This is a genomic window from Salinispirillum marinum, assembly GCF_042650105.1.
GTDB lineage: Bacteria > Pseudomonadota > Gammaproteobacteria > Pseudomonadales > Natronospirillaceae > Salinispirillum > Salinispirillum marinum.
Map to the genome: position 1 here is coordinate 827,063 of NZ_JBHSAL010000001.1, position 14,670 is coordinate 841,732.

Annotated in this window: 14 protein-coding genes; 9 read left to right on the top strand and 5 right to left on the bottom strand. The window is 54.0% G+C overall.

The window, feature by feature from the left end; all coding sequences use genetic code 11:
* Window positions 1–136: 136 nt before the first annotated feature.
* Complete coding sequence (locus ACFOSD_RS03895) at window positions 137–970, bottom strand: aldo/keto reductase (protein ID WP_380693335.1); 834 nt, start codon at window positions 968–970, stop codon at window positions 137–139.
* A 95-nt stretch (window positions 971–1,065) separates the two neighbouring features.
* On the opposite strand from ACFOSD_RS03895, the gene ACFOSD_RS03900 reads away from it, so the two are divergent.
* Window positions 1,066–2,547: an AMP-binding protein gene (locus ACFOSD_RS03900; protein WP_380707522.1), complete on the top strand. Its 1,482-nt coding sequence runs from the start codon at window positions 1,066–1,068 to the stop codon at window positions 2,545–2,547.
* A complete protein-coding gene (locus ACFOSD_RS03905) occupies window positions 2,547–3,695 on the top strand; it encodes a thiolase family protein (protein WP_380693331.1) in 1,149 nt (382 codons plus the stop codon). The genes ACFOSD_RS03900 and ACFOSD_RS03905 overlap by 1 nt, the downstream gene beginning before the upstream one ends.
* Here the strand turns inward: ACFOSD_RS03905 and ACFOSD_RS03910 are convergent.
* From ACFOSD_RS03910 to ACFOSD_RS03920, 3 genes are all read right to left on the bottom strand, one after another.
* Entirely contained in the window at window positions 3,692–4,363 is a 672-nt protein-coding gene (locus tag ACFOSD_RS03910; protein WP_380693329.1) for a nitroreductase, read from the bottom strand. The two genes, ACFOSD_RS03905 and ACFOSD_RS03910, sit on opposite strands and share 4 nt — an antisense overlap.
* Window positions 4,364–4,376: 13 nt before the next feature.
* Window positions 4,377–5,453: a class II fructose-bisphosphate aldolase gene (fbaA, locus tag ACFOSD_RS03915; protein WP_380693327.1), complete on the bottom strand. Its 1,077-nt coding sequence runs from the start codon at window positions 5,451–5,453 to the stop codon at window positions 4,377–4,379.
* 106 nt (window positions 5,454–5,559) lie between these two features.
* The gene (locus ACFOSD_RS03920) at window positions 5,560–6,741 is read right to left on the bottom strand and encodes a phosphoglycerate kinase (protein ID WP_380693325.1); all 1,182 of its coding nucleotides are present in this window, start codon (window positions 6,739–6,741) and stop codon (window positions 5,560–5,562) included.
* A gap of 253 nt (window positions 6,742–6,994) precedes the next feature.
* On the opposite strand from ACFOSD_RS03920, the gene ACFOSD_RS03925 reads away from it, so the two are divergent.
* From ACFOSD_RS03925 to bfr (ACFOSD_RS03935), 3 genes are all read left to right on the top strand, one after another.
* The gene (locus tag ACFOSD_RS03925) at window positions 6,995–7,192 is read left to right on the top strand and encodes a (2Fe-2S)-binding protein (protein WP_380693323.1); all 198 of its coding nucleotides are present in this window, start codon (window positions 6,995–6,997) and stop codon (window positions 7,190–7,192) included.
* Window positions 7,193–7,291: 99 nt separating this feature from the next.
* On the top strand, window positions 7,292–7,762 hold the full coding sequence (gene bfr, locus ACFOSD_RS03930; RefSeq protein WP_380693321.1) for a bacterioferritin: 471 nt from the start codon (window positions 7,292–7,294) through the stop codon (window positions 7,760–7,762).
* Window positions 7,763–7,771: 9 nt separating this feature from the next.
* Complete coding sequence (bfr, locus tag ACFOSD_RS03935; RefSeq protein WP_380693319.1) at window positions 7,772–8,239, top strand: bacterioferritin; 468 nt, start codon at window positions 7,772–7,774, stop codon at window positions 8,237–8,239.
* Between the two features lie 31 nt (window positions 8,240–8,270).
* Here the strand turns inward: bfr (ACFOSD_RS03935) and ACFOSD_RS03940 are convergent, their stop codons facing one another.
* A complete protein-coding gene (locus ACFOSD_RS03940; RefSeq protein ID WP_380693317.1) occupies window positions 8,271–9,752 on the bottom strand; it encodes a S1C family serine protease in 1,482 nt (493 codons plus the stop codon).
* Window positions 9,753–9,948: 196 nt separating this feature from the next.
* Between ACFOSD_RS03940 and udk the strand changes: the two genes are divergently transcribed.
* The 4 genes from udk to ACFOSD_RS03960 are packed head-to-tail and all read left to right on the top strand — an operon-like array spanning window position 9,949 to window position 14,659.
* A complete protein-coding gene (udk, locus tag ACFOSD_RS03945) occupies window positions 9,949–10,599 on the top strand; it encodes a uridine kinase (protein ID WP_380693315.1) in 651 nt (216 codons plus the stop codon).
* A gap of 4 nt (window positions 10,600–10,603) precedes the next feature.
* On the top strand, window positions 10,604–11,455 hold the full coding sequence (gene lgt, locus ACFOSD_RS03950; protein ID WP_380693313.1) for a prolipoprotein diacylglyceryl transferase: 852 nt from the start codon (window positions 10,604–10,606) through the stop codon (window positions 11,453–11,455).
* Complete coding sequence (thyA, locus tag ACFOSD_RS03955; RefSeq protein ID WP_380693311.1) at window positions 11,452–12,246, top strand: thymidylate synthase; 795 nt, start codon at window positions 11,452–11,454, stop codon at window positions 12,244–12,246. Before lgt ends, thyA begins: the two co-directional genes overlap by 4 nt.
* Window positions 12,247–12,298: 52 nt before the next feature.
* Window positions 12,299–14,659, top strand: coding sequence for a Lon protease family protein (locus ACFOSD_RS03960; protein WP_380693309.1), 2,361 nt, complete (start codon window positions 12,299–12,301; stop codon window positions 14,657–14,659).
* The last annotated feature ends 11 nt before the right edge of the window (window positions 14,660–14,670 follow it).

Below are 14,670 nucleotides of genomic sequence, written 5' to 3' on the forward strand. Positions count from 1 at the left end.
GCAGCTTGGTGGAGGTGCGCGTCCTTTGTAGGCTAAGCCTGAGGACGTCTTGGCGGCGCGCAGTTTACCACAAGAATAATCGCTTCCACATCGTCGAGTTTTTCACGGCTTCATGAATCAGGTTCATGAATTGAACTTAAATCGACTCCAACGGGCGTTTCGCCGTAGGCGGCAAGAATTCCCGATCTAAGGCAGCCAAGTCTTGCGGGGATAAACGAATGGACAGCGCGGCATGATTCAAAGCCACATGCGCGACTCGCCCTGCTTTGGGAATGGCGATCACGTCAGGCTGGTGCAGCACCCAGGCTAAGGCAATTTGCATCGGCGTTACGCCATGCTGGGTGGCTAAGGTGCTCAGTACGCCTTGCGTATTAAGCTGCCCTTGTTCGATGGGGCTGTAGGCCATGATGGGGATTTGCCGGGCGCGCGACCACGGCAAGAGGTCGAACTCAATGCCACGTCTGGATAAGTTATAAAGCACCTGGTTGGTTTGACAACCCACGCCGCCCGGTACGGCCAAGAGCTCCTCCATGTCGTCAGTGTCTAAATTGCTGACGCCCCATGCACGAATTTTTCCTGCCTGTTGTAACTGTTCCATGGCCGCTACGGTATCCGCCAACGGGTGTTCGCCGCGCCAGTGCAGCAAAAACAGATCCAACCGATCGGTACGCAACCGTTTCAAGCTGCGCTCGCAGGCCTCTACCGTACCTTGTCGGCTGGCATTCCAGGGGTAGACTTTGCTGACCAGATACACCTCATCGCGCCGCCCTTGCAGGGCTTCGCCAACCAATTCTTCAACCAAGCCTTCGCCGTACATTTCGGCGGTGTCTAACAGTGTCATGCCCAAGTCGATGCCGTGTTGCAACGCGGCTATTTCGGCGCTGCGCTGGCTCGCCTGTTCGGCCATCATCCAAGTTCCCTGTCCTAAAGCCGGTACAACGTCGCCATTGGGTAAGGTCACCATATGCATGCTGCTTTCCTCATAATACTGCCTATGTACGCCGATGCTACGCTCTGCGGTACGCCTTTGCTATAGTGCATTCACTTTGTAAACAGACCATGAATATGCCTTTATTAACCCGTTCAGCCGGCTATATAGGCTCAGCATTAGCCACTCAAGCGACCAAAAGAGGTGCTGAAATTGGACTTTCATGCGGTGTTCAGCGCCTGAGTTGGGCTGTGTTACAGCAGCGTGTTATGGCTCTTGCGCAAACCCTGTATAGCCGCCATGGCACACAGCAGGCGATCGGTCTTGATATCATCGACCCTTTGCTGCTGGTGCAAGCTTTTTTGGCGGTGGTTCGGGCGGGCCATCGGGCATTGGTGTTTGACCCGCAGTGGACGCCCGATCAACGCCAGCGAATCGTTCAACAGTTGAACATGACGGCGCTGCTGCAAGATACCGATGTCGATCGGCTCAATGGCAACCACGATGCGAGTTATCCGCCGGAACATTTACCCGCACACCTGCCTGAGCCGGAAGCAGACTGGCCTTTTTATGTGGGTTTCACCTCGGGCTCTACCGGCCTGCCCAAGGGCTACCGGCGTAATCATGATTCATGGCTCGCCAGTTTCGCCATCAGCGATCAATTATTCGACCTTGGGCCGGACGATAGAGTGATGGCGCCGGGCAGCCTGGCGACGTCTTTGCATTTATATGGTGTTATCCACGCTTTGCAACGCAGCATTCCTGTCACCTTAGTGTCTAAGTTTCGCCCGCGCACCGTATGGCAAACACTGCTGACAGGAAAGGTAACCGCGCTCTACGGCACGCCCACCCAAGTGCAATTGCTCTTGCAGATGGCAACCCATGAGCGACAGGCTCCAAACACCTCACTGCGCCACCTGATCATCAGTGGCGCGAAATGGCCGGATGATACCCGCGCAGCGATTCATCGATTCTTCCCGCAGGCCCAGTTAACGGAATTTTATGGCACCTCGGAAATGAGTTTTGTCGCGGTGCACAATGACACGCGACGCGCGCCGTCCGGCTCGGTTGGCAAACCGGTGCCCGGGGTGGATGTGTGCATCGGTCATACCCCGGATAACCCGGTACCCACTGGCCAGCGCGCGCGTATCTGGGTACGCAGTGCATTGCTGTTCGACGGCTACGAATGCGGGGGTGGCGATGAAATTGCGCGCCATGGTGAGTGGCTGACGGTGGGTGATCACGGGTACCTGGACGCTGGCGGACACCTGTTTTTAGTCGGCCGTGAAAAGCGGATGTTGGTCAGTGGCGGACAGAATCTCTACCCGGAGGAACTGGAAAGCTGGCTAACCCAGCACCCGCAAATTCAACAGGCCGCCGTGCTCGGCTTGCCAGACGCACTGCGCGGGCAACGTATCGTTGGCGTATTGCACGGTGATGCAAATGCCTTAACCCCAGATGCCTTGAAGCGCTACAGCGCACAGCGGCTTCCTATTGCACAGGTTCCGCGAGACTGGTTATGGTTGGATCACTGGCCACTGACCCCCAGTGGCAAAACCGATTTTATGGCAATTCAAACATGGCTTGTAGAAACCATGGCCCACAAGGAGACCCGCTGATGCGCCCAGTGTATGTTGCGGCGGCCTTACGCACCGCCGTGGTGCCTGTAAATGGCGCGTTTAAAGCGTTGTCCGTTACCGATTTAGCCACGCCGGTGATTCATCGCCTGTGCGCCGATACCGGCTTAAGAGTGACCGAAATTGAACAAGTGCTTCTGGGCAACGCATTATACGGAGGCGGTAACCCCGCGCGTTTAATCGCCTTGGCGGCCGGAATACCTGAACACCGACCGGCCATGACCCTAGACACCCAATGCTGCGCGGGCTTGGACAGTTTTCGTTTAGGTGCACAATCTATTGCCACCGGGCAAGCCGACATCGTGCTGGTGGGCGGTGTGGAGAGCACCAGTCGGCGGGCCATAAGGCTACATCGACCCTTGCACAGAGGACATCCGGCGGAAGCCTACGAACGGCCACCCTTTACCCCCTGGCCAGAACGCGACCCCGACATGGCCGATGCGGCGGCTGGCTTGGCGTTTGCGCACGGCATTACTCGCGACGAACAACATGACTGGGCAATCGAGAGTCATCGTAAGACTCTGGCCGGGCGTGCGGCGCTATCGGCCGAAATTGTGCCCGTGGCGGGACAACAGGACGATGTGGCGGCCCGGTCTTTGACGCCAGCAATAGCAAAACGCACACCGCTCTTGGCGCAACTAAACGAGAGCAATGAATTGGGGCTGATTGATGTGGCCGGAACCGCCTTACAAGCCGATGCCGCTGCCTTTGCTTTACTGGTCAGCGAAGCGGTTTTGTCTGAGTTGTCCAACGCTGATAAAGCCGTGCGCTGGGTAACAGGGCTGGCCGGTGGTGCTGCGGCAGACCAACCACCCGCAGCCATAGTGCCGGTCGTACAACGGCTATGGGAGCAACACCGTTGGCAAGCGGAGGACTTTGCCGTTATCGAATTGATGGAGGCTTATGCCGTACAGGCCATACACAATAGCCGCTTGTTAGCGTTGCCACCGGAGCGCATCAATCGCTTGGGCGGCGCGTTGGCACGAGGGCATCCGATTGGCGCTTCAGGGGCAATTCTAGCGGTGCGCGCTTGGCATGAGTTGCAGCAGCAAACGAAGGGTAGTCAAGCGTTAATGGCAATTGCTGGAGCCGGTGGGTTGGCCAGCGTAGCCGTTTTTGAGAATACCTAAAAACCGGAAAACCGGGCAAATTCAGCCAACCCTGCACGCTCGGTAGGAAACTGATTTTCCGGCGCTGTCGTGTCGGCGTAACCCAATGCGATACCACATACCACAGTCTGGTCTTCGGGCAGGTTCAAGGCTCTCTGCAACACATGCGAGTAACTGGCCAGCGCGCCAATGCCGCAAGTAGCCAACCCTGCCTCTTCGGCGAGCAGAAAAATGGATTGGAGAAACATCCCCAGATCCATATAACAGCCTGCACCCATCGCGCGGTCAATGGTCACCACCAACCCCACAGGTGCATCGAAAAAAGTGAAGTTGCGCCGATGTTGCGCTTTTCGGCCCACCAGATCACGACGCGCAATGCCCAAACTGTTGTACAGGGCATATCCGACGGTTCGCTGGCGTGCTTTGAGCACCTCTGGCATGGGATCGGGAAAGTAAGTATAGGCTTCAGGCCGCCGGTCACCGGCATCAAATGCCGCACACACCTGTTCACACAGGTTCGCCAATGGCGCACCGGAAAGCACATGCACAAAACCCGGCTGCAGATTCGCCCCACTTGGCGCCCGACGCGCCGCTTGCAACAACGTTTCCACCGTTTCTTGCGCGATAGGCATAGGCAAAAAACGCCGCGTAGAGCGGCGTTGATGCATGGCGTGGGTCACACTGAGCACGCAGGATGAACCCTTAGAGGGTGTTCACGTTGTTGAGTTCAGTGAATGCCTGTTCCAACCGTTTGATCATGCCAGTTTGGCCCTCGCGCAACCATACCCGTGGGTCGTAGTATTTCTTGTTCGGCTTGTCGTCGCCTTCCGGGTTACCGATCTGACCTTGCAAGTACGCTTTCTTGCTTTCGTAGTAGGAACGCACACCATCCCACGTTGCCCATTGGGTGTCGGTGTCGATGTTCATTTTAATCACACCGTAGCTGATGGATTCTTTGATTTCGGCGGCAGTAGAACCTGAACCACCGTGGAACACAAAGTTCAGCGACTTGGCCGGTAGATCGAATTTTTCTGACACGTATTTTTGCGAGTTGTCCAAAATCACCGGTGTCAATTTCACATTGCCAGGCTTGTACACGCCGTGCACGTTACCGAACGACGCAGCAATGGTGAAACGCGGACTGACTTTGATCAACTGCTCGTAAGCGTAGGCCACATCTTCCGGTTGAGTATACAGTTCGGAGCTGTCGATGCCGGTGTTATCTACGCCGTCTTCTTCACCGCCGGTTACGCCCAATTCAATTTCCAACGTCATGCCCATTTTGTCCATGCGCGCTAAATATTCTGCACAGATGGCGATATTTTCTTCGAGGCTTTCTTCGGACAAGTCGATCATGTGCGAACTGAACAACGGCTTACCAGTGGCCGCGAAATGTTCTTCGCTGGCGGCCAACAATCCATCAATCCACGGCAGCAATTTTTTTGCGGCGTGGTCGGTGTGTAAAATCACTGGCACGCCATAGGCTGCTGCTACCGCATGAACGTGTTTGGCACCGGAAATAGCACCAATGATTTGCGCTTCGTGGCCGTCCATTTTCAAGCCTTTACCGGCCACAAACGCCGCACCGCCGTGAGAGAATTGGATAACAACGGGCGCTTTTACATTGGCCGCCGCTTCCAAGACCGCATTGATGGAGTCTGTGCCCACCACGTTAACGGCGGGCAAGGCGAATTTCTGTTGTTTGGCGATTTCGAAAACTTTCTGTACGTCATCACCGGTGATTACGCCGGGTTTAACGACTTCTAATAATTGCGTCATGATTATGTCCTGTTCTCTCTGCGTTTTGCGCGATTGTCGGAGCCTGCATGGCAGGGCTTAGCGGCCTGTGTTGCGAAGCGCAGTATAGCACAGGCCTGTTTCGGTTTTATTGCGCCTTGGCGCGCTCTTCCAGAATGGCTACGGCGGGCAATGTTTTGCCTTCCACAAATTCCAGGAACGCTCCACCACCGGTGGAAATGTACGAAATTTGATCGGCCAGATCGTATTTGTCAATCGCCGCCAAGGTGTCACCGCCACCGGCAATGGAAAAGGCATCACTTGCTGCAATAGCCCGTGCAATGGTTTCGGTGCCTTTGCCAAAGGCATCAAACTCGAACACACCCACCGGGCCATTCCAGATGATGGTTTTGGCATTCTTCAGAATTTCGGCCACTTTCGCGGCAGTGCGTGGGCCGTAGTCAATGATTTCTTCATTGTCGGCCACCTGATCCAACTCTTTCTCCAACACGGGCGCATCATGACGCCATTCATTGAAGCGCAGCGTGGTGGTGCGGCAGTCTTCGACAGAAATCACTTCGGTTTTGGCGCGAATGCGGTTGGCTTCACCGATCAAGTCTGGCTCGTGCAATGACTGGCCAACGTTGTGACCGGAAGCCGCCACAAAGGTGTTGGAAATACCACCACCGACCACCAAGATGTCGCACTTCTCAGACAGCGCTTCGAGTACGGTCAACTTGGTGGAAACTTTAGAACCGCCGACAATAGCCACCATCGGGCGGGCGGGCTCTTTCAAGGCTTTTGCTAACGCTTCCAGTTCGGCGGCCAACAATGGGCCTGCGGCAGCTATGGGGGCATATTTCGCTACACCATGCGTTGACGCTTGCGCGCGGTGCGCAGTACCAAAGGCATCCATCACGAACACATCGCACAATTTAGCCATTTTCTGCGCCAAAGCGTCGTCGTTTTTACCTTCGCCTTTATTGAACCGCACGTTATCGAGCAGCACGAGGTTATGTGACCCCATATCCACGCCATCGACCCAATCACGGATCAACGGTACATCAAAACCCAACAATTTGCTCAAGTGCGCCGCTACAGGTGCCAGTGAAGACTTTTCATCGAACACACCTTCTTCCGGGCGGCCAAGATGTGAGGTCACCATGACCTTGGCGCCTTTTTCTAACGCCAGTTTAATGGTGGGAACGGAAGCGGTAATGCGTTGGTCGGAGGTAATGTTACCCTTATCATCGAAAGGGACATTCAGATCTTGACGGATCAGCACACGCTTACCGGCCAAGTCCAGATCGCTCATTTTGATTACGGACATGCAGATTTCCCTCGGTCATGGTGAAAACTGCGATGTATTCTACGTGGTGAAAGATAAAATCGCATCCATTTTGTAGTAATCTTTCATTTTTTCCCAATAAACATATCAAACCAGCCATATGATTAGGCCGCATGGACCATTTCTGAAGGTTTATTACAAAATATTCAAGGTTTCGTAATGCGACCCTAAAAACCTTTGACAATCGTTACTATTTAGGAATAATTCGCATTATCAGCCTGATGGGAGCCACTACATGTACGTCTGCATTTGCAAAGGCATTACCGAACGCCAAATAGAAGAGACCATTGTCTCCGGCGCGGCACATGATCTGCGTGATGTTCGCAACGTATTGGGTGTAGCCACCGTATGTGGAAAATGTGCTTGCCACGCGCGCGCTGTCGTTCAAGAAACACACCAGAAAATCGGCTTTTGGACGCCCAATGCCGCGTAAAGCGCCGCGCCCGAGCTGGGCATCTTTACGCACAGTCATTCGCCAAACCACCCATGATCTTCTATAGTTCTCTTGGTTTTTTACCTTCGAGGACGTGCCGTGAAAGCCGATAGCCACATTATCACTGCCCTAAACGCTGTACTGGCCAACGAATTAGTGGCCATCAATCAAACCTTCTTGCACGCCCGTATGTGCCGCAATTCAGGCTTCACTGTATTGAACGACCGCTTTTATCATGAGTCGATCCATGCCATGAAGCGCGCCGACAAGTTAATGGAACGCATTCTGTTTCTCGAAGGCTTACCCAACGTGCAGCACTTGGGTCGCTTACGCATCGGTGAAAACCCAGTGGAAATGCTGCAGTGCGATCATCAACTTTACAGCGGCATGTTGTCCGAGCTTCGTCAGGCCATTGCGACTTGCGAAAGCAAACAAGATTACGTAAGCCGAGACGAACTGACTGAGCTGCTTGAAGCCGAAGAAGAATACCTCGATTGGTTAGAAACCCAGCAAGACTTAGTGCAATCCCTCGGGCAAGAAAACTATCTCCAGTCCATGGCATTTTCATAGGAGCCACCCATGCAAGGTAATTCAAATATCATCCAAACCCTGAATGACTTGCTGGCTTTTGAGTTGGCATCCATCGATCAATACTTCATCCACAGCCAGATGTACGACAACTGGGGCTACCATAAGCTGTTCGAGCGCATAGACCATGAACGCCAGGACGAAACGGGTCATGCCACGCTTTTGATTGCGCGCATCTTGTTTCTGGAAGGTACCCCGAACGTGGTGCAGCGCGCACCCCTGCGTTTAGGTGACACCGTGCCCACCATGCTCGCCGCCGACCTGCAAACCGAGTATGACGTTGCCGCCGCGCTGAAAACCAGCATCGCGCTGTGCGAACGCGAGCAAGACTATGTTACCCGCGACATTCTGCTAAAACTGCTGGATGACACCGAACGCGACCATGCGCACTGGCTGGAACAACAACTTGGGTTGATCAAAGCTATAGGCTTGGAGAATTATTTGCAGTCGCAGTGCTAAGGCAGCTAATACGTCATTTATCGGAGGGTATTCACTGTGCGATCAGTGCTCGCCAACTCGCTGGCAGCGCCGAGATAGGGTACACATAGCCTAACTTGCCGCTGTCCGTTCCGACGGTTTCCGTAGGAATACCCACTAATTCGAAATCGGTATTCAACGCTGCGCCGCCGGAGTTACCGGCCGAAAACTCGGCGTCGGTTTTAATCACGGCACCGTATTCGTCCGCTTCAAACCCCGACACATAGCCGCGCGTAAAGCTCACCGTGCCACGCGCCCAGCGGCCACCTACCCATGGGTAACCGATGGTGATGAGGTCATCACCAATACGCAGTGCCGAGTCGTCGCCAATAGGAATAAAAGGTAGCGGTAAATAGCGCGCCAAGGGTTCGCTATATAAGGTAGCGCGAACTTTGAGCAGCGCCATGTCGCGCTCGGGCGCAGCATCTACAAGGTCGGCATAAAACAGCTCGCGCGTTGGCAAACGATGATCCAGACTCATCCCCAACAAAATATCCCCGCCTTCTTCCATATACTCTTCGATCACATGATGGTTGGTTAACACGTATCCGTCCGGCGACACCAATGTACCAGAACCCACGGAGTATCCGGCACGAACTTCCACCGTTGCCAATAGACTCGTCGGTAACCCCGGCTCGGTAACCGGCAACGATATTTGCGGATCCAAGGCCTGTGGTGGTTCGGCATCCCAACTGAGCCATAAGCCAAACTCAATGTCGCGCTGACGCTCTAATAAGTCCGCCACGGCCACATAATAGGTACCCGCCCGTAAAGGCGGCGAGCTGTCCTGAGTGATGATCAACTTTTCTTGTGCGCGCATCGTATCAGCGTGCCATTGACTCCGCTCGATGTCTGCGGAGGGCTGGTCGGCAAAAACAAACAGATCGAGGTCGCTGAAGGTATCCACCACATCTATCCGTAATGCCTCAGCGGCGGCGGGAACCTCTACACGGTAGTAAGCAATCATCCCGGCTTGGCGTTTCAGATGACCCTGAGCAGGTACATTGGCAGGTAGCCGATCCGGTTCACCAAGGGTGGCTTGTTGCCATTCTAACGTGAAGGGAATGGTCGTCACCAGGTTGCCATCTGAACCCACCGGGGCGTCGTCAAACGGATAATAAACCTCCAGCGAATAGGTGCCACCCGTCAGCTCCGGTACATCCAGTCTAATGACCTGCAAGGTTTCTGACGCGCGGTAGCTGTCGGCCAACGCGATCTGCTCACCGTGGGCATTGTACAACGCCAGATCGATATCAAAATCCTGCGCCGTCAGTGTGGCTTCAAAGGCCAGAATATCGTCTGCCAACGCAACGCGATAACGCTCCGTGCCATTGGACCGACCACCCAGACGCAACACACTCTCGACCATGGTATTGGCGGGTAGGGCTTTTTGACCTTTGACGGACGTTTGGGCATGTATCAAGGGCGACAGCAGCAAGCTGCCTACGACCATTAACCCGCTAACGGCTTTTACGTTAACCCACGCCTGCAACATCCTGCTCTGCTCCTGCATTCTTCTGCAACAAGAATAACGAAATTATTTGCGCAGCGCATTCTTACTCTGTGCCTGAAAATAGCAGATTCGACTACGCCCAAAGGCAGTTTTGTGCTTAAATATCGCCCCATTCCAAGCGGCCAATAACATGGCCCTGAACCTCCAGACAACTTCCTCGGTAAGGGCACGGCACGCTATGCGGGAACCAGTACTCATCGGCATTGCGGGCGCTTCAGGCTCCGGCAAAACCACCTTAACCAATCAATTAGTCACCCGCATTCGCGAGGAACTGCCCAACCACAGCGTGGCGGTTATGCGGGAAGATTATTACTATTTGGATCAGACGGATGTGCCCATGGCGATCCGTGAACAAACCAATTACGATGACCCGGCGGCTCTGGAGCATGGCTTGATGCTGGAGCATCTACGAACGTTGCGCAAACGACGCAGCGTGCACGTACCGCAATACGACTATGCGGTACACAACCGGAAACCGGAAATGCGGAATTTAGGCCCGGCAGACTTGATCGTAGTGGAAGGCTTGTTCATTCTGCATTGTCGTGACATTGCTAACTTGATGGATCTTAAAGTCTACGTGGACACCCCCTTGGATATGTGCTTGGCACGCCGGTTGACGCGGGACATCAATGAACGCGGCCGGACGCCTGACAGCGTTGTGGCGCAATACCTGAAAACGGTGCGCCCCGGCTATAAGTCCTTCGTTGAGCCCAGTAAAGGGTTTTCAGACATCATTATTCCGGCCATGCTGCCCAACCCGCGCGCCGTGGATGTGCTATCGGCACAACTGCATCACGCCCTCACTCAACCGTTCATCACTGGAGCCTGAACCGATGCCATGGACGCATGACCTCAACCCTGTTCTATTAAGCTTTGGCCCGATTTCCATTTATTGGTATGGCCTGAGTTATGTGGTGGCGTTCTTTGCTGGCCTGTATCTAGGTCGTTGGCGCGCCCAACACCAAACATGGCGTGGCTGGACACCGGACATGGTGAGCGACATGCTGACCTATGTCATCATCGGCACGTTGCTGGGTGGACGCCTTGGCTACATCTTGTTCTACCAATTCGACGCCTGGCTGAACGACCCCCTCATGTTGGTGCGCATCTGGCAGGGCGGCATGTCATTCCACGGCGGGTTTATTGGCGTTTCCACCGCGCTGCTACTTTTTGCGCGCAAATACGGCAAATCGTATTGGCAGGTGACCGACTTCATTGCACCTCTGGTGCCGCTGGGTATTGCGGCTGTGCGCATGGGTAATTTTATGAACGGTGAACTGTGGGGCCGTCCGTCCGATGTTGCCTGGGCGATGATTTTCCCAAACGCCCCCGATGCGTTAGCACGCCACCCGTCGCAACTCTATCAAGCTGCGGGTGAAGGCCTTTTATTGTTTATCTTACTGTGGTGGTTCAGCCATTCACCACGGCCTCGCTTTGCGGTCACTGGCTTTTTCCTAACGGGCTATGGATTCTTCCGCTCGGTGGCTGAGTTTTTCCGCCAACCGGACGGTCACATCGGTTACCTCTTGGGTACCGACTGGCTCACCATGGGTATATTGCTGTCGCAACCCATGTTGGTTCTGGGCGTCGCCTTCTTAATGATGGCCTATCAAAAGAAGATTAATGACACCCAATCGCCAACCACACCGAAAGCCAACAAAAAGTCTGGGAAAACACGGACATGAAACAATATCTAGACCTGATTCGACACATTAAGGCCAACGGCAACCATAAAACCGACCGAACCGGCACCGGCACGCAAAGTGTCTTCGGTTATCAGATGCGGTTTAATCTGCAAGATGGCTTTCCCGTGATCACCACCAAGAAAGTGCATTTACGCTCAATCATCTACGAACTGCTGTGGTTTCTGAACGGCGATACCAACGTGAAGTACCTGCAGGACAACGGCGTATCCATTTGGAATGAATGGGCTGATGAGAACGGTGATTTAGGGCCGGTATATGGCAAGCAATGGCGTTCTTGGCTTACCCCATCGGGTGAAACTATTGACCAAATCAGTCAGGTGATGCAGCAAATAACGCAAAATCCGGATTCACGACGCATGCTGGTGGTGGCCTACAACCCGGCGGACGTCAACCAAATGGCGTTGCCCCCCTGCCATTCACTGTTTCAGTTTTACGTCGCGGATGGGAAGCTGAGCTGCCAGCTCTATCAGCGCAGTTGTGATGTATTTCTCGGCTTGCCGTTTAACATTGCCAGTTATGCCCTGCTCACGCATATGATGGCACAACAGGCGGGCTTGGACGTCGGTGACTTTGTATGGTCAGGCGGCGATGTTCATATTTATAACAACCACCAAGAACAAACCGATTTGCAACTGACGCGTGAACCCTTTCCACTGCCACGCTTGCACATTAAACGCAAACCGGACAGTCTGTTTGACTATCGTTTTGAAGATTTTGAACTGGTGGGCTACCAAGCGCACCCGCACATAAAGGGCGCGGTGGCCGTGTAACCGGCCACGGCATGTTTGCACCACCCACGCGACCAATATTGGACACCCATTCATGACCCAACTCGTTTCCAGCGATCAACTGCGCGCCCGCGTTGATCTTTCATACTTGAATTTCACCACCACCGCCGATTTGGAAGGGGCGTCCGGGTTCTTGGGCCAACCGCGCGCCAAAGAGGCGCTGGAATTTGGCATTAACATGCAGGCCACCGGCTACAACCTGTATGTGATGGGTGAAACCGGCACGGGCCGCCAATCGTTAGTATCGAGCTATGTCCGTGAGGTGGCCAATCGCCGCACACCACCCAACGACCTGTGTTACATCAACAATTTTGAACGCACGCGCGACCCTTTTGTGCTGCAACTCCCCGCGGGCAAAGGAAAGGTCTTCAAAGAAGATATGGAAGCCTTTGTCGATGAATTGCTGAGCACCTTTCCCGACGCCTTCGAAAACCCCAGTTATCAGCGTCGTCGGGCGAGCATTGATCGTGAGTTCAATCAAAAATACGACCAAGCCATCATGATGGTGGACCGCCAAGCCTCACAACAGGAAGTGGCCTTGATGTCCGATCAGGGCAGTATCATTCTGGCACCCATTGTGGAAGGCAAGGTGCTGGATGAGACGGAATTTGCCCAACTGCCCGAGGGTGCGCGCACCGAATTTCAACGGCGCATTCAAGACCTGGAAGAAGTGCTCAATGAAGCGTTGCTAGAACTGCCTCAGTGGCGGCGGGAAACCAGCGAAAAGCAACGCAGCTTGGATGAAGAAACCATTAATCAGGCGGTAAAGCCGTTGCTGCGCGAATTGGAACATAAGTACGATGGTGATCTTTCCGTCCTGCGCTATTTGCGTCAGCTCAAAAAGCAGATGCCGCGCATTATTGGCGATATTTTCCTTGAAGACTTGCCGCTCGAACGAGTTACCGACATTGATCGCAAGCACCTGTTGAATGGCCAATTGCTGCCCAATTTAATGGTACAAAATGACCCCGCCACCGGCGTACCTGTGGTGTACGAATTGCTGCCTACCTACCAGAACCTCTTCGGGCGCATCGAATACGCCACCCAACAGGGCATGTCGATCACCAATTTTCAGTTGATTCAGCCCGGCAGCTTGCACAAAGCCAACGGTGGTTATCTTATTTTGGATGCCGAAAAGCTGTTGATGGAACCCTTCGCATGGGATGCGTTAAAACTCGCCCTAAAAACCCGGCAGATCAAAATGGAGTCGCCCTTTGTGGACCCCAGCTTGATGCATGCGGTGACGCTGAGCCCTGAAGTGGTGCCCTTGCAAGTCAAAATCATTCTGATTGGCTCGCGCGATATTTATTATCAACTGCTGGCACTCGATCCCGAGTTCAATGAGCTGTTTCGCATTTTAGTGGATTTCGACAGCTACATCCCGCGCGACAATCAATCCGTCGAACAGCTCATTTTACGCATCAAGCATTACGCCGAAGAAAAAGGCTATCAGCCGATACATCGGGATGCCGTGGCCCGATTGATCGAGTTTTCATTGCGCCAAGGCGAACACCAACAGCGCATTTCAGCGCAAATCATCCATTTGTTCAAAATGGTCGCCGAGGCCGACTATCTGCGCCAAGAGATGGGCGATGAGATCATCGAGGCACAGCACGTCGATCGCGCCCTGCAAGCTGCGGAATACCGCAGTGGCCGGATCAGCGACCAGATGATTCTGGAAATCGCTGAGGGCACCATCAAAATAGCCACCCATGGCGAACGCGTTGGCTGCGTAAATGGGTTGACGGTGATGGAAATCGGCGAATCCATCTTTGGTTCCCCGGCACGTATTACCGCTACTGCCTCCTTGGGCTCGCAAGGCATTATGGACATCGAACGTGAAGCGGAACTGGGGCAGGCCGTGCACTCCAAGGGCGTGATGATTCTCAACGGTTATTTGGCCCAACAGTACGGGCGCGAATTCCCGCTGACACTAAACGCGCACATTGCCATGGAACAGTCCTACGGCCATGTGGATGGCGATTCTGCCACCTGTGCCGAATTAGTGGCACTGATTTCTGCGGTGTCCCGCTTACCGGTTAAACAATCACTCGCCGTTACCGGCTCGATGAACCAGCACGGCGAGGTGCAGGCGGTCGGTGGCATCAATGAAAAAATTGAAGGTTTCTTTAAGGTCTGTGCATCACGTGGTTTAACCGGCGAGCAAGGCGTAATCATTCCGGCCGACAATATTCGCCACTTAATGCTGAATGATGAGGTCATCCAGGCGGTTGAAAAGGGACAGTTCAACATCTACTCTGCGGAAGGCATCGACGATGTTCTGAGCCGTTTACTGGCGCTGGAACCCGCGAAAATCCACGATCAGACCAAAGTAGCATTGCGTGAGATGTACGATGCGATGAATGATGACGAGGAACCGGGGGACAAAAAATAGGGTGGTTTTCA